Source organism: Cryomorphaceae bacterium (genome assembly GCA_017798125.1).
GTDB lineage: Bacteria > Bacteroidota > Bacteroidia > Flavobacteriales > ECT2AJA-044 > ECT2AJA-044.
On record CP059070.1, the window covers coordinates 1454254 to 1475785 of the forward strand.

General features: G+C 49.1%; 18 protein-coding genes. 10 read left to right on the top strand and 8 right to left on the bottom strand.

What is annotated here, in order from left to right; translation table 11 throughout:
- Nucleotide 1: 1 nt before the first annotated feature.
- Nucleotides 2-256 carry a DUF4834 family protein gene (locus HZ996_06170; GenBank protein QTN38750.1) on the top strand — a complete coding sequence of 85 codons (255 nt, stop codon included), beginning with the start codon at nucleotides 2-4 and terminating at the stop codon, nucleotides 254-256.
- Here HZ996_06170 and HZ996_06175 read toward each other — a convergent pair whose 3' ends face one another.
- Complete coding sequence (locus tag HZ996_06175; GenBank protein QTN38751.1) at nucleotides 257-1420, bottom strand: cytochrome-c peroxidase; 1164 nt, start codon at nucleotides 1418-1420, stop codon at nucleotides 257-259.
- A 204-nt stretch (nucleotides 1421-1624) separates the two neighbouring features.
- Here HZ996_06175 and HZ996_06180 point away from each other — a divergent pair, with 204 nt between their 5' ends.
- From HZ996_06180 to HZ996_06205, 6 genes are all read left to right on the top strand, one after another.
- Nucleotides 1625-4102: a PAS domain S-box protein gene (locus HZ996_06180; GenBank protein QTN38752.1), complete on the top strand. Its 2478-nt coding sequence runs from the start codon at nucleotides 1625-1627 to the stop codon at nucleotides 4100-4102.
- 93 nt (nucleotides 4103-4195) lie between these two features.
- Nucleotides 4196-6637, top strand: coding sequence for a hypothetical protein (locus HZ996_06185; protein ID QTN38753.1), 2442 nt, complete (start codon nucleotides 4196-4198; stop codon nucleotides 6635-6637).
- The gene (locus HZ996_06190) at nucleotides 6634-7929 is read left to right on the top strand and encodes a glycosyl transferase family 1 (GenBank protein ID QTN38754.1); all 1296 of its coding nucleotides are present in this window, start codon (nucleotides 6634-6636) and stop codon (nucleotides 7927-7929) included. Before HZ996_06185 ends, HZ996_06190 begins: the two co-directional genes overlap by 4 nt.
- A 5-nt stretch (nucleotides 7930-7934) precedes the next feature.
- Complete coding sequence (locus HZ996_06195) at nucleotides 7935-9035, top strand: hypothetical protein (GenBank protein ID QTN38755.1); 1101 nt, start codon at nucleotides 7935-7937, stop codon at nucleotides 9033-9035.
- Nucleotides 9036-9079: 44 nt separating this feature from the next.
- Nucleotides 9080-10441 (top strand): T9SS type A sorting domain-containing protein, encoded by a 1362-nt coding sequence (locus HZ996_06200; GenBank protein QTN38756.1) that lies wholly within the window; start codon nucleotides 9080-9082, stop codon nucleotides 10439-10441.
- On the top strand, nucleotides 10438-11493 hold the full coding sequence (locus tag HZ996_06205; GenBank protein QTN38757.1) for a glycosyl hydrolase 53 family protein: 1056 nt from the start codon (nucleotides 10438-10440) through the stop codon (nucleotides 11491-11493). Before HZ996_06200 ends, HZ996_06205 begins: the two co-directional genes overlap by 4 nt.
- On the opposite strand, the gene HZ996_06210 is transcribed toward HZ996_06205, so the two are convergent.
- Nucleotides 11490-12122, bottom strand: a complete 633-nt coding sequence (locus HZ996_06210) for a PIG-L family deacetylase (protein ID QTN38758.1) — start codon at nucleotides 12120-12122, stop codon at nucleotides 11490-11492. The two genes, HZ996_06205 and HZ996_06210, sit on opposite strands and share 4 nt — an antisense overlap.
- 48 nt (nucleotides 12123-12170) lie before the next feature.
- Here HZ996_06210 and HZ996_06215 point away from each other — a divergent pair, with 48 nt between their 5' ends.
- Both HZ996_06215 and HZ996_06220 read left to right on the top strand, forming a co-directional pair.
- Nucleotides 12171-12752 carry an N-acetyltransferase gene (locus HZ996_06215; protein ID QTN38759.1) on the top strand — a complete coding sequence of 194 codons (582 nt, stop codon included), beginning with the start codon at nucleotides 12171-12173 and terminating at the stop codon, nucleotides 12750-12752.
- Nucleotides 12752-13783, top strand: a complete 1032-nt coding sequence (locus HZ996_06220; protein QTN38760.1) for a Gfo/Idh/MocA family oxidoreductase — start codon at nucleotides 12752-12754, stop codon at nucleotides 13781-13783. Before HZ996_06215 ends, HZ996_06220 begins: the two co-directional genes overlap by 1 nt.
- On the opposite strand, the gene HZ996_06225 is transcribed toward HZ996_06220, so the two are convergent.
- From HZ996_06225 to HZ996_06235, 3 genes are all read right to left on the bottom strand, one after another.
- Nucleotides 13762-15501 carry a hypothetical protein gene (locus HZ996_06225; GenBank protein ID QTN38761.1) on the bottom strand — a complete coding sequence of 580 codons (1740 nt, stop codon included), beginning with the start codon at nucleotides 15499-15501 and terminating at the stop codon, nucleotides 13762-13764. The two genes, HZ996_06220 and HZ996_06225, sit on opposite strands and share 22 nt — an antisense overlap.
- A gap of 87 nt (nucleotides 15502-15588) precedes the next feature.
- On the bottom strand, nucleotides 15589-16830 hold the full coding sequence (locus tag HZ996_06230; GenBank protein QTN38762.1) for a diaminopimelate decarboxylase: 1242 nt from the start codon (nucleotides 16828-16830) through the stop codon (nucleotides 15589-15591).
- Nucleotides 16827-18239: a hypothetical protein gene (locus HZ996_06235; GenBank protein QTN38763.1), complete on the bottom strand. Its 1413-nt coding sequence runs from the start codon at nucleotides 18237-18239 to the stop codon at nucleotides 16827-16829. Before HZ996_06235 ends, HZ996_06230 begins: the two co-directional genes overlap by 4 nt.
- 101 nt (nucleotides 18240-18340) lie before the next feature.
- On the opposite strand from HZ996_06235, the gene HZ996_06240 reads away from it, so the two are divergent.
- Nucleotides 18341-19249 carry a GNAT family N-acetyltransferase gene (locus HZ996_06240; protein ID QTN38764.1) on the top strand — a complete coding sequence of 303 codons (909 nt, stop codon included), beginning with the start codon at nucleotides 18341-18343 and terminating at the stop codon, nucleotides 19247-19249.
- Nucleotides 19250-19251: 2 nt separating this feature from the next.
- Here the strand turns inward: HZ996_06240 and HZ996_06245 are convergent, their stop codons facing one another.
- The 3 genes from HZ996_06245 to nadC are packed head-to-tail and all read right to left on the bottom strand — an operon-like array spanning nucleotide 19252 to nucleotide 21520.
- Nucleotides 19252-19689, bottom strand: coding sequence for a DUF2147 domain-containing protein (locus HZ996_06245; GenBank protein ID QTN38765.1), 438 nt, complete (start codon nucleotides 19687-19689; stop codon nucleotides 19252-19254).
- A complete protein-coding gene (locus HZ996_06250; GenBank protein QTN38766.1) occupies nucleotides 19686-20663 on the bottom strand; it encodes a YihY/virulence factor BrkB family protein in 978 nt (325 codons plus the stop codon). Before HZ996_06250 ends, HZ996_06245 begins: the two co-directional genes overlap by 4 nt.
- Nucleotides 20660-21520 (bottom strand): carboxylating nicotinate-nucleotide diphosphorylase, encoded by an 861-nt coding sequence (gene nadC, locus HZ996_06255; protein ID QTN38767.1) that lies wholly within the window; start codon nucleotides 21518-21520, stop codon nucleotides 20660-20662. Before nadC ends, HZ996_06250 begins: the two co-directional genes overlap by 4 nt.
- Nucleotides 21521-21532: the final 12 nt, after the last annotated feature.

Sequence of the window (21532 nt, forward strand, 5' to 3'; positions counted from 1 at the left end):
GATGATCAAGGTACTTCTCATCCTCGGACTGCTCTATCTTGGCTTTCGCCTTTTTTGGGGTAATCTTTTCCGTGCCTTGACTGGAATGACGCCGCGTGAAATGCGCCAGCGCCAGCAAGAGGCATATGAACGAGGTAGGGCCTCACGGCCCGATGCCCGAGCCGAAGGAGAGGTTCGCGTCGAATCCTCTAAAGACAAAAAATCCCCACCCAAAGATGTGGGCGGGGAATATGTCGACTTCGAAGAAGTAGATTAATCAGTTTACAAAGGGATCGCCAAAGCGCTCTTCTGTGGCTAAGGTGTTGTCCGTCAAGGTCAACAAAAAGGCCTTCAGTGCATCCTTCTCTTCTTGAGTTAAGTTTAGTCGTCGAATCTGCCCGTTACCCAACCTAAGTGGGGGGCTCAGATTCGCATGGTTCTGTACGCCTGAATTGTAGTGCTCGATGACCTCGTCCAAGGTCGCAAACCTTCCATCGTGCATGTATGGAGCCGTCAGCTCAATGTTGCGCAGACTCGGTGTTTTGAAGAGGCCGTAATCTGTCAGGTTTCCCGTGACTTCGCCAAATCCAATATCCGTAGGGTTCGCGTCCAAACCATTGCTTCGGGGTGCTGGGGCAATCTGAACGGGTGTACCATGACAGGCGCCACATGCTCCTCTCGCGGGGTCTTCAAAAATTTGCTTGCCCAAGTTCTGCTCATCCGTAAACCCTATTAAATCTCCGGTCGGAGGTCCAGGGGTAGCGGCAACAGCTATATCATACGGACTCTGGTAGCTGACAATGGAACGGACAAACTGCGCCAATGCTCTTGACACGCGGTCCTCATCAATATCTTCCGTCCCGAATGCCTCTTCGAAAAGCTCTGGATAGTACTCAAGTGTTTGCAAACGAGCGATGAGGCTATCTAAGGTCATGCCCATTTCGACCTGGTCTTGAATGGGCATCAATACTTGATCTTCAAGCGTCTCCGCGCGCCCGTCCCAAAAGAAGTGCTCGGGTGCGTAGTAGCGCGCATTGATTAAGTTCATAGAATGACGACCCGTTTCACCACCTTCGAACCCGACCGAAAATGCTAGAGGATCACTGAACCCCGCAGTGGCTTGGTGACACGAAGCACAGCTCACGGTGTTGTTTAATGATAATTGGGTGTCGTAAAATAGCACGCGTCCCAGGGTAGCACCTTCGTCTGTTGTCGGATTCGTTGCGGGAGTATTATCCGCATTGGCAACGGGGCCACCGTTAAAATGATTCGGTAGGTTGAGATTGGCGTAATTGAACGGGGTATCCGGTAGATTGAGGACTACTGGATCAACGGGAATGTCCCCAGATCCGTTGTTTCCGCTATTGGTTGGCTCCTCATCTTTTTGGCAACTGGACAGGCCTATCGCGAGCGCGACGGCCAGTAGGGAGAGACGTTTCATGATCATGGTTTTGGTTTAAGATGCTTCAATTAAGCATAGGTTTAAAGGAAGTACGAGAATAACTTAACATGGGTTAGTTGCCGAAAATTTGTAATTTGAGGTCACTGTTCAGGACGTTGAGCTGCACTGAACTTAGCTATGTCTTCCCTCTATGCCCTGAACCGCCATGGGTAATGGAGATTGTATTGGCTAGGAAATAGTAGCATGGAACAACTGAAAACATCGGCATTTACCTCCTTCGAGCATCTCCCATTACCGGTGCTGATTATCCACAACGGACTTGTTGTTTATACCAATGAAGCGTATCTAGAGCTTCGAGATCGGGAAGATTCCCTAGTAGGTCTGAAGACCGTCGAATTGGATGAATTCATCATTCCTCCAGATTTACACTGCATGATCGCGGACCTTGATGATCACTCTACCAAATCCATTGAATATTCTTTCTTGAATCGCGATGGTCTCGTCAGATGGGAAAGTGCCAATGGAAATTCAACTTTTATAGAAGAGGTAGGTGAGTGTAAAATCATATTGTTTGAAGACTTAACCAGCAGAAAGAAAATTCGCGTAGGCTCTGGCCTCTGCAGCGTTCCCACTCCAGTATTTCATAAGGATCACAATGGACGATTCACCATAGTCAATAAATCTTTTTGTGCCTTTTTCGGCTTGACCGAAGAAGAGATTCTGGGAAGAAGATTTGAGGATTTAGGATTCATGTCAGAAGATGAATCGCTTCAAGAGTCTGATGCTCAGCTCATGCGCGGTGAAGTAGAGCAAGTTGAGTACTCCTTACGATTGAATATCAAAGGAGAAAGCCGTCGGGTTGAGGTGTGTAAGAAAGCCGTTGTTGACGAAGAGGGTCATGCCGTAAGTATTGCGGGGTCTTTTACGGATCGTACCGAGCAGGATAAACGACTTCAAGACCTAATACGATATCGTCATCATTCAGAACAAGCGATGTCCATCGGTGAAACCGGAGCTTTTGAATTCGATTCGGAATCCATGACCATGTATTGGGAACATCCTCTTACGAGTGAGTTGTTAGGTTTCCCCAGCGAAAAACGTTCGTGTACTCCGAAAGAACTGTGGGCTAACTTTTATGAGGAGGATCAGGAATGGTTAGCACCTCATTTTGATCACTTTTGGGAAAAGGACCCTATTGACTTTAGGCACAGAATTTACACTGCGGAAAAAGAAATCCGATGGCTCCGAATTCAAGGCCGTGCGGTAACTGGCATCGATGGAAAGACAAGGTACTTGGGAGTACTTCGGGACATTACGGAAGCGCGCTCTTCCCGTCTCGAATTGAAGGAAACGCGAAACAGACTTCAATTACTGATGGATAGCATGGGTCATATGATCTATTCCGTTGATCGATCATATTGCTTGAGAGAGTATAACCGAGAACTCGTGAATAGTTTTCATGCCTTCTCTACTCAAAAGATCACTGCGGGTATCAATATGACTGAGCTCGACCAACTTCCCCAGGACTTCAATATTCGACTCAAGGGTTATTTTGATCAAGCCTTTCAAGGTGAGGAGCAGACCGGGACGGAAGTTGTTGATTTGGGCGACTCAGGTGCGCTCTCCTTCAAATACAACATTGGTCCTTTATACGGTCTAGACGGAAAGGAAATTATTGGAGCGATTTCCTATGTGGAAAACATATCAAGTGCAGTCAGCACTAAAAAGGAGCTTGTTCAGACGGAACAACGCTTGCAAAATATGATCAACAGCATGGGGCATATGATCTATGCGGTGGATCGATCCTATTGTTTGAAGGATTTCAACGCTGGTTGGGAGCAGGCTTATGAGTTCTACTACGGAAAACAGCCCGTCAAAGGAGCTAATATTCTCGAGTTCCAGGAAATCCCTCAAGAGCTCAGAAGCCGGTTTAAAGAATATTACGACAGCGCTTTTGAAGGTAAAGAGACCAGATTTGAAGAGTACGTTCCGAGGGATGAAGAACAAGGACTCTATGCAGAAACTACTATTTTACCCATCCGAGATGCTGAGGAGTCAGAAGTACTAGGTGCGGTGGTGTATGTTGAAGATGTTACCCACAGAGTAGAAGCCGAAAAACGATTGAAATCAAGCGAAGATCAGCATCGAATTATATCCGAAAACATGCCCAACGTGCTTTGGCAGGCTGACAAGGATGTAAACGTGCAATATGTCAATCCAGGAGGGTTGAAGATGCTGGGATTGGATAATCCCAAGTTCGGACCTGAAAAATGGGTAGACATTATTCATCCTGATTTCATGGATGCACTTCACGCTAAATGGGGTGAGTGCATTCAAAATAAATCCAACTACGAGTTGGAAGTCAAGATGAAAGTTGCGAGTGGCGACTACCGTTGGTTCAAGTCCTTCGCGACACCTTTCTTAAACAATGAAGGCGAGATAGAAAAGTGGATCGGATTGTCAATTGACGTTCATGATTTGAAAGTGGCATTGACGGAACTTGAACGGACCAACGAACGCTTAAGAGAAATATCCTGGGTTCAATCGCATGAAATGCGCGCCCCACTCGCCCGAATTATGTCTTTGGTCGACCTTTTGGACCCTTCGGCGAGCGATTTTAATGAAATTCGGAACTACCTAATGGATGCTTCGAATGAACTGGATAGGGTCATCAAGCGCGTGGTTTTGGCGGCTCGATCCATGGAAGATTTGGATTTGTAAACCGCCAAATTGAATAGGAATTTCTGAGTCCGAACATCGAGCCGTAGGCTCTTAAAAATCCATACCTTAGGGCCTAGCTAGAAACCACTGGGTATGAAACAAATTTGGAAGCAAGCTTGGCCGCACGTCTTGGCGGTCATTTTATTTTTAACCCTCGCCTTTGCTTATTTTACTCCGCTCTTGGAGGGAAAGGTGTTGTTCCAGAGTGATATCGCCAATTACCGCGGTATGAGTAAGGAAATTTGGGACCATCGCGAGGCCTTCGGAGAGGAGCCGCTTTGGACCAATTCACTTTTTGCCGGAATGCCCGCATACTTCAACTCGGTGCGGTATCCGGGGAACTTGATTCACACCGTCTTTTTTGAGCCTGTTAAGGCCATTCCCGCCCCTGCGAATTACCTCTTTTTACTTTTTGTCGGCTTCTACATTCTACTGGCCGGGCTTAAATACAATCCTCGGCTTTCCTTTGTCGGGGCACTGGCCTTCGGACTGTCGACGTACTGGTTCCTCATTATGGAAGCCGGGCACAACAATAAGACTTGGGCCGTGGCTCTTTTTGCTCCCGTATTGTTGGGGATATTGACCGTGTTCCACCGCAAAAAACTGCTGGCAGGTGGTTTGATTGCCGCCTTGGCACTGGCTTGGGAGATCGATGTGAACCACATTCAGATGACCTATTACTTGGGTATCGCGGTGTTCTTGCTCGGGATATTTGAATTGGTCGAGGCCATTCGAAAGAAGACGCTTTTACATTTCGCTAAGCAGGTCGCTGTTCTCTTCTTGGCCTTGGGATTGGCCGTTGGGGCTAATGCGAGTCGCCTCATCACCAGCTACGATTATGGAAAATACAGTACACGTGGGAAGTCGGAGCTGACCATTGACGATGTTGCGGGAACGAATAAGACCGATGGATTGGATCGGGACTACATCACCGCTTGGAGCTACGGGATCGCAGAAAGCATCAATGTCTTTATTCCCTATTTCATGGGTGGCGCCAGCACCGAGCCTTTGGATTCGGATTCGCACATGGGTGAGGCCCTTCGCGGCCGAGTGCCCAATCCGCAGCAGGTACTGGAGAATATTCCAACGTATTGGGGAGATCAACCCTTCGTGGTCGGTCCGTACTATATGGGCGCCGTGGTGATCTTTCTCTTCTTCTTTGGACTCTTCTTTATAGAGGGCCGATACAAGTGGTGGCTCCTGGCAACTACCATCTTGATCTTCGCGCTCTCCTGGGGTAAAAACCTCATGTGGCTAACAGATCTGTTCATCGACCATGTGCCCATGTACAATAAATTCCGAGCGGTGGCTTCCATCTTAGTCGTAGTGATGCTCACCCTTCCGCTGTTGGGTTTTATGGCTTTGAGAAAGCTCTTTTACGATGAGAATGTCGACACGGACGGGGCTATGAAGGCACTCAAAATCAGCGCAGGAATCACCGGTGGGTTCGCCTTGTTGATGGCTTTGATGGGTGGAAGCCTTTTCGATTTTGAAGGCCTTCGTGATGATGCCTTCGCCAATGCGGGTTTGCTTGGAGATTTGATTGCCGATCGCAAGGCCCTTATGCGGGCCGATGCCTGGCGTTCCTTCATCTTTGTACTCTTATCGGGCGGTGCGCTCTGGGCGTTTTTAACCGGAAAGATCAAGAGGGAAATGGCCCTAGGAGGATTGGCTTTGCTCATTGTGGTCGATTTGTGGACTGTAAATAAGCGCTACCTAAATGAGGAGGATTTTGTTCCGAAAAGACGAATGGAAAGCCCCTTTACTGCGACCGCTGCCGATCAGCAAATCCTTCAAGATCCGGACATCAACTATCGCGTCTACCACTTGGGCGAGCGGCTCGATGCCGGTGCACGTACAGCCTACTTCCACAAATCGCTCGGAGGATATCACCCGGCCAAATTGAAGCGCTACCAGGAGCTCGTGGACAACCAAATCAACCAGCGAAATCAGGCGGTGATTAATATGCTCAACGTCAAGTATTTCTTGGTTCCCGATCAAAATACAGGACAGCTGCGCGCTCAACAAAACCCCGGAAACTTGGGAGATGCTTGGTTCGTTGAAGAGGTGCAGATGGTGCCGAATGCCGATGCTGAAATGACGGCCTTGAACTCCTTTGACCCAGCCAAAACCGCGATTGTCGACGAGCGCTATGCCGATCAACTTGAGGGGATCACGATTAAAAAGGACCCGAACGGCATTATCCGCTTACAGGAAATCAAGAGCAATAGGCTGGTCTATCAAACCAATGGTTTCACAGATCAGGTTATGGTTATGAGTGAAATTTACTTCGGCTATGAAGGCCGAGGGTGGAATGCCTACATCGATGGTGAGCCTGCCGATCACTTCCAAGCCAACTACGTGCTGCGCGGAATGGTCGTCCCAGCGGGTCCTCATGTGATTGAATTTAAGTTCGAGCCCGAATTGTACTACACCGGAGAGAAAATCTCCTTGGCCAGTAGCGCGATCCTGCTGCTGGGAAGCATCGCTCTGCTTTTCATGCAGTGGCGCAAAACCCGTGAGGAAGAGGAATGAAACGCGTTCTGATCATCGCCTACTATTGGCCACCCGCCGGAGGAAGTGGTGTTCAGCGCTGTCTGAAGTTTGCCAAGTTCTTGCCAGAGTTCGACTGGGAGCCCGTGGTTTATACCTGTGAGAATCCAGCGGCCTTCACTTGGGACCACAGCTTGGAGAAGGACGTTCCGGAAGACCTGGAAGTCCACAAAACGCGAATCTTTGAGCCCTTTGAACTCTACAAGAAGATTACAGGGCAAGGGAAGGACGCCAAGGTGACCGACGTAATGGTCCAGACCGGACAGGAATCGACCATCAAGAAAGCCGCTATTTGGCTCCGAGGTAACCTCTACGTCCCTGATGCCAAGGTCGGTTGGGTGCGCCCCTCTGTTCAATACCTCACGCGATACCTGCGAAAGAATCCCGTTGATATGATCCTCAGCAGTGGGCCGCCTCACAGTGTCCATTTGATTGGTCAGAAACTGCACAAGCAATTTGGAACGCCTTGGGTCGCCGACTTCCGGGACCCATGGACCAATATATACTCGAATCGCTTTATGAAGCGAACGGCCGCTGCAGAAAGACGGGACTTGAAACACGAAACTTCAGTACTGCATGAAGCCAATGCCATTTCGGTAGTTAGCCCCGGCCTGGAAGCGGAATTTGGAGACCGCGCTCAACGCGTCGCACAAATCTACAACGGCTACGATCCCGATGATATCCCCACCCCGAGTTCCGTTTCTCGAGAGTATTTCGAGCTGTGCTACACCGGGAATTACAAGGCCAACCAGGATCTACCCGAGCTGTGGAGTGTCATCAAAGAATTGAGCGCTGAAATTCCTGGATTCTCCGATGAATTCCGCCTTCACTTGGTAGGGAAGGTGGCCAACAATGTCTGCAATAGTTTGGGCGATGCGGGCATCGACTCCATGGTTCGGTATACGGACAGCGTGCCGCATCAAGAGGCCGTAGAATTCATGGTGGACAGTGAATTGCTTCTATTCCCCATCCCGCTGGACAAGACGAACAAACTCATTCTGACCGGTAAAATATTCGAATACTTGGCCTCCCGAAGCGAAATCTTGGGCATCGGCCCCGTGGATGGAAATGCCGCCCGAATCCTCTCCGATGCAGACCGTCACGGCATGATCGATTACTGCGATCGCGCTCAATTGAAGGATCGTCTTCGTACGAGCTTCCTTCGCTGGAAAGAGAAAGGGAGTGCCTTACGGCACGATGGTGATGCCCATGAGCGCTACTCACGACGAGGACTCACAGGTCAACTCGCTCAACTATTCAACGAACTCGTTTAACCACTGTGGAAACTCAGCACATTGATCTATCCGCCTTTGATCACGACCCGGAACACTTCGGGGATCGAAGACTGGCGGTGACCATTAAGAGCTTCGATCTTCAGGCCATTCGAGCCCGGTACTTGGCGTCCAAACAAAACAAGAGTGGTCGTCGTGGCAGCGTCGAACGACGCGAAGCAGGAATTGGCGGAGTCGCCTACGTTGAGCTGCAGAATGGACAGTTGAGGTCTGAAATTATTCATCGAATGAAGGAGCCTCGTGGTATTGACGCCTCGGGAGATTGTTTTGCCATCGCCGCCGAAAGCACGGTTTTTGTTTTTGATTCAGGAAGAACCTACCGACTGCATTATCCCTGGTTCAGCTACATCCACACCATTGCTTTTTCGCCGCACCGCGATCATACGCTGCTCATTGCTTCAAGTGGTCTGGACTGCATATTCGAATTTGATTATCGCTCGGGGAAGCTCCTTTGGGAATGGTACGCTTGGGAAAATGGATTCAATCAGAGCTTCGACGCCGAGGGCAAAGAACAATACCTCTGTCGAACACTCGATCAAAAAACCGCACTTGAGCAGGCTGGAAAAAAAGCAAAATGGATCAAGGATCCCGTTCAGGATAGCCTTCCAACGGCACAGCGAGCCGCTTTTATCAATTCGGTCGCCTACTGCAAAGATTCAGGATCGATTCTAGCAACTTTTTTCCACGAAGGGAAGCTGTTCTCTATTGATCGGAATTCTGGAATGGCCAGTCCTTTGATTTCGGATATGCGAAGCCCGCATGGTGGTAAGGACCTGGGAATAGCGTTCTTAGCAACATCGACGGCCACAGGAGAAGTGGTGCTGCGGTCCGACTCTTCTGAGCAGCGTTTTCAGTTTCGCGAGCTGCCCAATAAGGCGCCTGAAATGGGATCATCAGAATGGCTTCAGAACACCATCGCCGATGGCCATATTTACATCACTGTAGATTCCAATCGAAATGCCTTTGTTCTCTTTGATCCAAAAGCCAAAAAGTGGTCTTTAGTACCCTACGACCCCAATTGGGCGGTACAAGACTTGGTTTCGATTTCCTTCGAAACAGAGAAGCTCTTCGAATTACAACCCGTTTGATACGAGGGCATTTTTCTATCTTTCCAGTATCTAAACCTATACCTATGACTACTGCCCTTCGACATAGCGTGTTGAGCGCTTTTGTTTTGTGTTTTGCCCTATTCTCTAATGCTCAAAACGCACTGAATTTTGATGGGACCGACGATTATGTTCAAACCTCTTATCCCGGCGTTTCAGGCACTGCGAACAGGACCTTTGAAGCTTGGGTCTACGTGCAAAACTCTGCCTCGTCCAATATGTGTATTCTGGACTACGGATTGAATGCCGTGGGTTCTAGAAATACATTTTCTGTGGGCCCTGGTGATAAGCTTGTCTACATTTCTGGTGGAACCAACGCCAATATTTCATCACCTAACGGAACCTTTCCCATCGCTCAATGGAATCATGTGGCTTTTGTCCTAGAGAATGGAGTAGGGTACCTCTATGTCAATGGGACTCAGGTTGGAACGGGGTCTTTGACTACGGTAAACACGCCTACAGGACAAGCCAATATGACCATTGGAGAGCGTGTAATGGGCGGCAGTATCCCATTTAGTGGAATTATTGATGAGGTTCGGATTTGGAACTATGCTCGTACCGCATCAGAGATTATGGGAAGTATGAACGCCGAGTTTTGTCAAATCCCCGTGGGACTAGAGGTATACTATAAAGCTAATTCTGGAGTAGCCTCTGGCAGTAACGCTGGTGTAACGACTCTTGTCGATGATGCCTCTGGGAGTTTCGACGGAACGCTGACCAATTTTGCTTTGAGTGGGTCTACATCGAACTGGGTGCTGGGTTCAGGAATAAGTTCTGGCAATACAACGGTTTCCTTTCAGGAATCTGCATGCAACCAGTACGTCGCTCCAAGTGGGGCGGTCTTTGACACTACGGGAATCTATACGGACATCATTCCCAACGCGGCTGGTTGTGATTCCGTGATGACTATTGACGTGGATATTACCGAAGTAAACGTAGATGTGACCGAGAATGGCGACCAAACCCTTACGGCAAACCAAGGGGGTGCCTTCTATCAATGGTTGAGCTGTACTCAGGGGTTTGCACCCGTATCCGGTGCAACCAGTCAGACTTTTGTGCCCACCCAGATTGGTCAATATGCTGTGGAGATTACCTACAACGGTTGTGTGGATACCTCGAATTGCTACAACATTACCAGCATCGGTTTAACGGAGTTCGGTCAGGAACTGCTCGAGGTATTCCCGAATCCGGCCGTAGGCCGTCTTCATCTTCAAGCAACGCAAAACGGAAGGGTATCGATCTTTGACGCTACTGGAAAATTAGTCTACAAAAGCCTAGATCGAGGGTTGACTCATGAAATCGATTTAGAGGATTGGGCTCCTGGAAATTATGTCCTGCGTTTCAAGACCGCTTCAGGGGTCCACACCAGATCCGTACAGGTGCGATGAAGCCGCTCGGGATCATATTCGCCGCTATTCTTCTCATTTCTTGTGGAAAGGAAGATCCTGATCCATCGCCTAGCACTTCTTTGTCTTATCGCGGTCTAGATGCCTCGCTTGTGCCGCATATTGAGGGAAGAGGCGTTCAATACAAAAATGGAGACGGTCAAAATGAAGACTTTCTTCAGATTATTTCCGCAGCGGGTATGAATACGGTGCGATTGCGGTTGTGGTATGATCCCATTGATTCCCGATCAAGTTGGGATGAGGTATTGGCATTTTCGAATCAAATCAAATCCGAGGGCCTCAAGCTTTGGTTGACCGTTCACTACAGCGATACCTGGGCGGATCCAGCTCATCAAAACCCGCCCGCTGCATGGGAGGGCCTCTCCATCGAAGAGATGGAGGATAGTGTCTTCAATTATACCGCCCGCATTGCACAAGAAATGCAGCCGGATATCATTCAAATTGGGAACGAGGTCAACAATGGTTTTCTTCATCCACTGGGGCATCGATGGAACTCGCCGGAGGGCTTTCATAGGTTGTTTGAGTCTGGTTCCGCAGCAGTTCGATCCGTAGACCCGGATATTAAAGTGATGCTGCAGTTTGCCGGATATCGAGGTTTGGAATCCATGCTTCTTGAAACAGATTCCCTGGACTACGATATGGTTGGTCTGTCCTATTATCCCATGTGGCACGGGAAAAGCCTTGATTCACTTTCTTTGGCCCTCGCTTCCATCTCCGAGGAACATGAGAGAACAAGTCTGCTTGCGGAATTCTCCTACCCCTTCACCCTAGATTGGGCCGATTGGACCAATAATATCGTAGGTCTGGAAAGTCAGCTCTTACCGGACTATCCAGCGACACCTTCGGGACAAGAGCGCTACGTCCAAGACCTAGTGGCTTTGTTGAAGTCCACGGAGTCTGTGGGTATCTGTTATTGGGGAGGCGAGTATATCGCTTTTGACGGACCGCAATCTACGGAAGGCTCTCCGTACGAAAACCAAGCACTTTTTGACTTTAACTTTGCAGCGCAGCCCGCGCTCGAAGTCTTTGATTAAACGACGTATCGAATCAGTTCGAACGCTTCGGCATAATCGGTATTGACTTGAATACCACGGGTTTTGGCCAGTCCGAAAAAGAATTCATCGTTCATATAAGGCCGTCCTTTCTGCGAGCTGTATTCGTGTAAAGCCCTCATCTTAGCATCGATGTGGTTTCGATCCAAGGTGACGTGAAAGTTATTGATGACCGTCAAGTTGTTCCATGGGAGCTCATACCCAATCAAGGAGGCATGTTTGAATGCGCGGATACCTTCTCGGTGAATGACCTGGTGGTCCTGATGAACATCGTGGCTATTCGGCATCAAAACGAGGTCTGGATTGATCTCTTTCTTAAGTCCAAGTAGGGTGTCGAGAATCAACTGTCGATTCGCTGGAAATTCGCGCACCGGAAAGTCTAAAACGCGAACGTTATTGGGATTCAATCCCAAGATTCCTGTAGCCTTCAACAGCTCATGATACAACCGGTCTGGTTCGGATCCTTCAGGTAAACTCTTCAAACAGGGTGAAAAGGCTACATAGTGCACATCCTTTCCTTCTTCTGTCCACCGCTTCAAGCTTCCTCCTGCCCCAAACTCTCCGTCATCGGGATGAGGAGCTAAAACCAAAATCCTGTTCACTTCTTTCATAGGCGACTAAAATAGGCATTTACCGGCTTTTCCCGTATTTTCGCCGCTATGACGAACGAGTATTTTGCGCACGAAACGGCAGTTGTGGATGAAGGCGCGAGCATCGGAAAAGGCAGCAAGATTTGGCACTTTAGCCACATCATGCCTGGAGCTGTGCTTGGAGACGGATGTAATATTGGTCAAAACGTGGTGATTAGTCCCGATGTAGTCTTAGGAAAGAACTGCAAGGTTCAAAACAACGTCTCTATTTACACCGGAGTGACCTGTGACGATGATGTATTCATGGGCCCAAGCATGGTGTTTACCAACATTGTTAACCCGCGAAGTGCCGTCGTTCGTCGAGGCCAGTATGCGCGAACGCATGTGGGACGAGGAGCCAGTATTGGGGCGAATGCAACGATTGTTTGTGGTCATGACATTGGTCCATTTGCCTTCATAGGAGCAGGTGCTGTAGTGACCAAAACAATTCCGGCCTATGCTCTTGTAGTGGGGAACCCTGCGCGTCAAGTAGGATGGATGAGCGAATATGGTCATCGGCTCGAGTTTGATGAAGCGGGTCGCGCTCAGTGTGAGGAAAGTAAGGAGTGGTACAACCTAGAAGACGGGATCGTAAAAAAAGAAGCAGTATAATGGTATTGATTGAACGAGAGAAAATCCACTTTGCGGTTGTAGGCGCCGGGCATATCGGAAAACGGCATTGCACCATGATCATGCGTAATCCAGAGGCCGAATTGGTTGGTATTTCGGATGTGAAGGCTAAGGAAGAGCTTGGGTTAGATGATTTCGGTGACATCCCGTTCTTTCAATCCGTAGATGATTTGTTGACTGCTGATTTGGATATTGACGTTGTTGTAATCTCGAGTCCAAACGGCCTACATGCGGAACAGGCAATGAAGGCCCTTGATGCTAAGAAGCACGTGGTCATTGAAAAGCCCATGGCTCTTTCCAAGCAGGATGCGGAAAAAGTCATTTACAAGGCCTTGCACGTTTCGCGACACGTCTTCGGAGTAATGCAAAACCGCTATTCTCCGCCAAGTGCTTGGATCAAAGAGATGATTGAAGAAGGCAGGCTAGGCGACATATACATGGTTCAAGTGAACTGCTACTGGAACCGTGACGAACGCTATTATGGTCGGGATACCTGGCATGGTGACAAGAAGCTCGATGGTGGAACGCTCTTTACTCAATTCTCACACTTCATAGACATTATGTATTGGCTCTTTGGAGATATTGAAAACATCCAAGGCCAATTTGCTGACTTCAACCACGCCGACTTAACCGATTTTGAGGACAGCGGAATGGTCCAGTTCGAGTTTGTCAATGGTGGAATGGGCTGTATCAACTACAGCACGTCGGTTTGGAACCAAAACCTAGAGAGTTCCTTGACCGTGATTGGAGAAAAAGGAAGCGTGAAGATTGGTGGCCAATACATGAACGAGGTAGAGGTGTGTAATGTACAGGACTACGAGATGCCTGAATTACCACCGGCCAATCCTGCCAATGATTATGGAGCCTACAAGGGTTCAGCCGCAAACCATGTCTATATTACTGAGAATGTCGTCGACACTTTGAAAGGGAGAACCAGCATTACGACAAATGCCCTGGAAGGACTGAAGGTCGTCGACATTATCGAGCGTATTTACGCGTCGATGAAGCACTGAAACCACTTCTCTAAGAATAGAAGTTTGTAGGTTTTTTTGGGGAAGAGCGCATCGTTCTTTTTCCGCAATCCCGCAATGGCCTGGGCATCCAAGAACCCTCTGCTCACCAATGATTCAATGAGCTCGGCAGCGGTATCCTGCAATTCGTGCTCGAGCCAATAGCCCATCGGAAAACTAAAGCCCAGCTTTTGCATACCCACAACCTCCGGACTTACCCAGGGCCGCGCCGCGTCCTTCAGGACCACTTTTCGGTCGTGACCGATGACTTTATAGTCGGCAGGTATGCGCATGGCAAGGTCGACGAAATCGTTGTCCATGAAGGGGTGAAGCCCAAAAACGCCATGGTCTTTAAGAGATTGCCCCATGCGGTACATCTGCTCGTGCGGCGTGTTGGCTGTCATTAAATATAGCATGACGTCTACATCATCGCAAGGCGCAGTTGCTTCGGGATAAAGTTCCCGAATATGGGCGAAGGTGTCAAAGCCGCTTCCCGGCCAAATCTTCCGTTTTTCCCGCTCCTTAATCACCACGAAGTTGTGGGTGTAGAAATCGATCATTTCGCGGGCTTCAAACATCTCTGAAAAGCTGTCCAGTTTCTTGATCTTCCCCTTTGGGATTAGTTTCCAGAGCGGTGCTCCCCACAGGTATTTACGCCACATTCGGATGTACCGGAAGTATCCAAATCCGCCGTAGAGCTCGTCCGCGCCCATTCCAGTCAGTACATTCTGGAATCCCGCTTCACGTGCTGCCTGACCAGCGAAGTAGTAGGTGTTGAAGGTGCTCCCGGGCTGTTCAAAATTATCGATGACATCATCCCATTGTGACAGGATGTCCTCGGGCTTTCGATAGACCACTTGGTGCGGTACTCCATGCATTTGCGCATTGATTGCCGCAATACCGCTTTCGTCCGCCGCTTTGAAACGTTCCCCTTCCAAAGTCAAGGTCACCGCGCGCAATTCCGGGGCATGCTTTTTCCCCAAAGCCGTGTAGAAGGTGCTATCGACTCCTCCGCTGAGTAAGGAGCCCGCGTTTACGGTTCCTTCTATTTGGCGCCTTACGGCGCGATTCAAGGCGTCCTCAATGGCTTCGGCATATTCCTTTCGACTTGGGTCTCGATCCTTTTCACAATAAGGAAGGCGATGAAACGCTCGAGTGCTTAACTGCCCATCTTTCCATTCGATATGATGCCCTTTAGGCAGAGCGTAGATATCGGCAAAGGCTGTGTAGGGCTGTGGTGTGCATGGAAAGCTCAACCCGTGCCACAAGGATGCGTAATGAGGTTTCGCTTCAACCAATCCCGACGCGAGAATGCTTCGAATGTTTGTTCCGAAGATTAGGAAATCCCCCTGATGCGTATAGAAAAGCGTCTCTTGTCCAAAACGATCATGTGAGAGTACCCATTGATTGGGCTGAACACGAAGAACACTGGAAAACTTGCCGTTAAATTCATCAGCAAAATTCCAACTCTTTTGGGCCCAAAGGCTCATGAAGTATTGGACCTCGGAATCTCCCCGGACAAAGCCGTCGTCAAATATTCGGCCGTAGAAAAGCCCTTCAACGCCTGAAACGTGGGATTGCCAACCCCGGCTATTCAAAGGTTGTGCGGCAAAATGCTGGAAATGGCGAAAGGCGATGAGCCCGGTTATAGTGCCCCTAGCGTCTTTGATCTCCACGATGCCGTCTTCAGTATTGTCAGAACGACTAAGGGCTCGGGACATCTTCTCGAGTTTTCCTTTCCAAGAAGGATCGAGTGCACGCGTTGATAAAATGCCACAAATTCCGGCCATGAAGTCAAAAGTCGGCTTTTAATCCCAGAATCGGGCCGCGTCCATAATGTCTTGTCGTTGCTTGCCAACAGTGACTCTTCCACCGCGGGTAACTAGGAACAGCTTTGGAAAGGGGCGCGAACAGTGATGACTCCATAAGCTGTAGCTGTTGGCTCCTGTATCTGCTATGACTACCCAATCACCCTTCTCTGCTTGCGGTAACTCAATTTCCTTGCCGTAGAAATCGCCGCCGAAACATAGTGGACCACCCAAGTCCGTAGTTATTCTAGGGCCTTTTTTTAGGCTCCCTCGGTCGTTTAAAATGAAGAACTGATGGGGCCATTTTTCGCGATTATACGATTCGCGCACAAATGTATCGGCCCCTAAATGGGTGATGAGCACTTGGTGATCCTCAAATCTTTTGACTCCTTGAACGCGCGCAAGGGAGAAACCGGCATGGGCATGGTAGTACCTTCCAAATTCGGTGATGACTTCGAAGGTGCCTTCCCAAAGTTCAGGACACCTTTCGCGGAGCATGGACCCGTATTTTTCGATTTCATGGGAGTTCTCTGTCCCGTAATCTACGGGAAAGCCTCCGCCGATATCGATCCACTCAAGTCTGCGACCGGTGTGACTTTGAATTTCATTCATAAGGTCTAAAACCACTCGAATTCCCTCGACCATTTTGTCGTAGTCTGAAGACTGTGAACTAGTGTGGACGTGTAATCCGGAAAGGATAGGGTTTTGCTGAAAAGCACCTAATATCGCCTCACGTTGTTCAATCGAAGCGCCAAATTTTGAATACTGTCCACCCACGCTCATACTGGCATCTGCCGAACTGCCAACCAGCGGATTTATTCGCAGACCAATCCGTGCGCGGATGCTCTTTGGAAGATCTTTGAGCTCATCCAAGTCATCGAGGTTAATGGTGACTCGGGGATTGTCGGCCACTTCTGCTAATTCTTCGGGCGTTTTAGCCGGGGAGTCGTATACAATGTGACCAAAGCCAGGGATACGACGGGCTTGATGATATTCCCCTAAACTGGCAGCTTCTGCTTGTAATCCCGCAGCGTAGCACGATCGAAGAACCGCTGTTACTGGGTTTGATTTAACGGCAACAGCATGCCTGGTTTTCGGCGGGAATGCCTGCTGGACACGCTGAACGCGATCCTGAAGAATTCGTGTATCGTAAAAGAAAAGGGCAGTGTCTTCCGAATCTACCCGGTCACGGAGCACTCGTTGAAACAGCTGCTCGTAGTCCGATGCAGCGTGCCGTTTCAATAGCGACCCTCCTTAATGAAATGCTCGATGGTTTGAACCAAGGCGGTATCCTCGCTCAAGTCCATTTCGCTATCCAAGAGTTGGCGCACATTGTGTGACCCAATGGCAAAACGGATAAAGCTGTTGTCTCCGTAGGCGACAGGTTGTCCAATAATGAGCTTTCTGTATTGAGGCAAAAGGGGTGACTGCTCCGTCACAATGGCTTTGTGCAAGATTTGCAATTGCTCATGCGAAAGGTAGTTGCCGTCCACTTTTACACGGAAGCTGATGATAGAGCTATTGGTCTTCTCTTGATCACGCATGAGATCAAAATAAGGAGAAGCATTCAGAAGCTCCGTGATGTGTTGATTCCAGCGGCTAATGGTCAAGTTTGCCGCACTTTCCTTGTATTCGCTCAACAAGTTCATCTCGACGATGGCGCATTCCCATCGGAGCAGAAGGCCGTAGTTCTTGTAGTCGGCAAATTGATCACGTAGCGCTTTAAGCTCTGTAGGGAAGTCGTACTTGGTATAGACTTTTTCAAAGCCCCATGTTTTTGGCTCTGCTCGGTCAAGTTTTTCATTGATCGTATCGGATACGAGCAAAGCTCCGCAGAAAGGAGGGGACTGATAGAACTTTGAACCCGTGATCATCACGATACAGTTCAATTTCAGGAGCTTTTGAAGAAGTTCGCGGCTGGTTCTCAGTTGGCAAAGATCCACTACCCACAGAACGTCCTCCGAGCATTCTTCAATAATGCTGATGTTGTCTTCGATACCGGATTTTGAACCAATCACCAGATTGCCGATGATGGTATATTCATCCTTATACTGACGAATCGTGTCTTTAATGGCCTCGTGGTGATCCAAGATAACCCCGTGCTCATCACGTGCATTAAAGCTCTTGTATTCAACCGTAAGGTCCGGATTGACCGGAGCGCCTTTCGTAACAGAGGGCAGCAATTGATTCTTTTCAGAAAAGAACAGACCTTGGTTGGCCATGGCGGATCCAGAGCCAAGTTCTTCTGGACAGGTGACCAAGCTCATGATGGGCTTGTCTGGACTGATCAGTTTGCTGAAAAGTAGGGGGTAGTAGCACAAATCACTTCCAGAAGGAGCAAAGAAAATGTGGTAGTTCAAATCCACATTATTCAAAAGGCGCTTCAGGTTTTTGACCTGCTCGGTCCGAACTTCTTCGAAACTGATCTTTCCTTTTTGGAATCCGTCAAACAAATAGCTGACGCGTTCATGCGCCTCGTCTGTGAATACAGAGCAGGTGCAGGTTCCGCGATTAAATACGTCTTGGTTGTCGCTTGGGTTGATGTGGTACTTGTTCAACCCGTTGTGAATCAGTTCGATTCGCTCGTCTCCTCCGCTCGTAATGGTCTTTTCAAGACTCTCGAGCCCCGTGTCGATCTGTGTGCTTTGCATGGCTGGCCTTTGCAGGGACAAAAGTAGTTCATTCTGACTTAAGAAGCTAATAGACTACCTTAGTCCACTCGAGCGTTTCCCATAAATTAGTACGCTGTACCATGCCGAAACCGATATTTTTAGAAAACTGGTGGATTAAAGCCCTGTTGGCAGAGGCTTTGTGCGAAGTCCGTTGGGAAAAAGGAGGGGTTCAGGCCTACTGGCCGATGGAATCGAGGTCCAAGGTCGGATTGAAGATTCTGAACACTCCTGATCTAGCTCCTTATTTAGGGCCTTGGTTTGATTTTCCAAAAGATGTTGGAACGGCCAAGCGCGAGACTTATTTAAAGGAAGGCGTTGAAGCCTTGATGGCACAACTGCCCGATCACGATGTGCTTTTAGCACGATTACACCCGGAATTCGAGTACTTCTTGCCGTTTGTTTGGCAAGGCTGTCAACTAAGTCCTCGAGTGACGTATCGATTGCCTGCCGAATTGGATTTGGACGGAGTGACCCAGGGATTTCGATCCAATGTAAAGAGGAATCTAAAAAAGGCCGAATCCGCGATTCAATTACGGCCAGGGTCTACGGTAGATGCCCTATGGGACTTAAGCCTCAAGACTTTTGACCGGCAAGGAGAAAAACCACATTTTGACCGCGATGATCTGCATCGAATCCATAAAGTCTGTTTAGAACACCATTCAGTCAATCTGATCGAGGCGGTGGATGATCAAGGACGTGTGCACAGCGCTGCGATGTTCCTAAAGGATGCGCAGCGAGTATACTATTATAAGGGGGGCTCAGATCCAGAATTACGCGAAAGCGAGGCCTTTAGTGCCGTGCTTTACGAGGGAATACGTTGGTCGAGGGAGCTGGGCCTGGAGTTTGATTTCGAAGGGAGTATGATTGAACCGGTGGAGCGATTCTTCCGATCTTGGGGTGCTCAGCGAACCGTATATTATGAATTACGTCGCTTCCGAAACAGTAAGGTCAAAGGCCTGTACTTTTTGAAGAATCCTGATCGATTCTAGGGCTACTTGGCTCGGACCCAAGTGGTGGTGCGACCGAGTAAGGAGAAACCCATATAACCGCGCAGCTTGATGGTGTTCTTGTCCGGCATGGTGGCCATGGCGCTGTAGGTGTTTCCGGATTCTGGGTCGTAAATGTCGCCATCGTCCCATTCCCCGTTTTTCCATTTCAGCCCGGTCATAAGAATCATCCCTTGAATGGGTTGGTTACGAAGCTCTTTATTGGGGTTCTTGTCATCGATCAAAGGGGTCTTTCCGTCTTCTTCGAAGGGGTCGCTGAGCCAAATGATCTGACCGATGTAGGCGCCATCTTTTTTTGTGATTTCGACTTTGGAATCGTTATCTGCAGTAAACCAGGTGCCGAGAATGTCGTCTGCTTGCTGGGCAAAAGAAGGCATCGCGCCGGAGGCGCAAAGCAGCAGGACAAGGAGTCTTTTTTTCATGATTCGTCTTTGTTTTGGCGGGAGAGCCGTACATGTTGTAACTCGATTTCGTGACTCGATGTTTTACGGGCATGGACAATGCTCGCATTGAGTTCAAAGCCGAGGAGTAAGACGATGGAGTTGAGGTAGATCCAAAGTAGGATGATGATGAGCGTTCCGATGGAGCCGTAGATTTGATTGTAGCTGGCAAAGCCGTTGACATAGGCGGCGAATCCGAAAGAGGTGAGCCAGAGCAGCAGGGTCGTTAGAATGGCTCCAGGGGAGAAGAATCGCTGTTCTTTGCGGTTCGCTGGACCGTAATAGTACAGCAACGTCACGCTGAAGAAGATGAGGGCGATGACCACGATGAATTGTGCGAAGCCCAATAGCTGGCTTTCAAAACGTGATACGATTTCGAGGACCTCGAGGCGATTGATGATGGTTTCGCTGAAGATTACGAGGGTGACGGACGTAATGAACAGTACGGAAAGGACTACGGTCAAAGCAATTGACGCTCGTAGTTGGCTGAAGAAGGTGCGGATTTCGATGCTGTGAAAGGTGGCGTTGAAGGAGGTTAGAATGGCATTCACTCCATTGTTGGCGAAGAATAGGGCCAAGACGAAACCAAGTGAAAGAAGGCCTCCTCTTCGGATTTGAATAATGTCTGTAAGGGTCTTGTCGATGGCCACCCAAGTGTTTGGAGGGACGACCTGCTCGAGCAGCTCAATGAGCTCCATCTGAAAGTTGTCGATAGGGATGTAGGCAATGATGGTCAGCAAGAAGATCGTAAAGGGGAAAATGGCCAGAAAGAAGCTGAAGCTAATGCTGGCTGCACGGGTGGTCAGGTATCCTTCGATGAGTCCGGTTGCGAAGAATTTTAGAACCTGATAGAGGTCAACTCCGCCAAACCCGGGGACATATATACGCTGCAACAATCGGCGCAAGGCCATCATGGGAGAGGAATACCAGAATTGACGAAGTAGACGATCGATCATTCGACGGCTTTTAAACTCATGTCGAGGTTGTGCACACTGTGGGTCAAGGCCCCGACGCTGATGAAGTCTACGCCGCATTCGGCGTATTCGCGAATGGTCTCGTGCGTGATGCCTCCGCTGGATTCTGTTTCGCAGGTGTCCCCAATAAGCGCTACAGCTTCACGGGTATCCGCGTAGGTGAAGTTGTCGAGCATGATGCGGTCCACGCCGCCAACGCTCAGAATGGCTTTAACCTCTTCTAAGTCACGAGCTTCCACCTCAATTTTAAGGTCCTTGCCTTTTTCGGCCAGATAGGCCTTGGTCTTGGCAATTGCCGGAGCAATCCCACCGGCAAAGTCCAAGTGGTTGTCCTTGAGCATAACCATGTCGTACAGACCATATCGGTGATTCTCTCCGCCGCCAACCACTACACTGTATTTTTCAAGAAGGCGCAGGCCCGGAGTTGTCTTTCGTGTATCCAGAACGCGGGTGGAAAGACCTTGGAGTAGATCTTGGTAGCTGCGCGTTTTTGTAGCCACCGCGCTCATTCGCTGTAGGAGATTAAGGGTTAGTCGCTCTCCCGTCAATAGTGCCTGAGATGGGCCTGTGACTTTAAAAGCCACATCGCCTGATTGTATGCGGTCACCGTCCTTTAAGAAGTATTCTACCCGGCAATTTGGGTCAACTCGCTGAAAAATCAGTTCGGCAAGGGGCAGTCCAGCAATAACTCCTTCCTGCTTGCACAGAAGCTGAGCGGTACCGGTGGCTTCCGCCGGAATGCACGCGAGGGTGCTGTGGTCGCCGTCTCCAACATCCTCCCGTAGGGAGCGGTCTATGAAATCCAGTAGTTCATCGCGATGGTCCTCGAGCGCTATCATTTGTGCTACCTT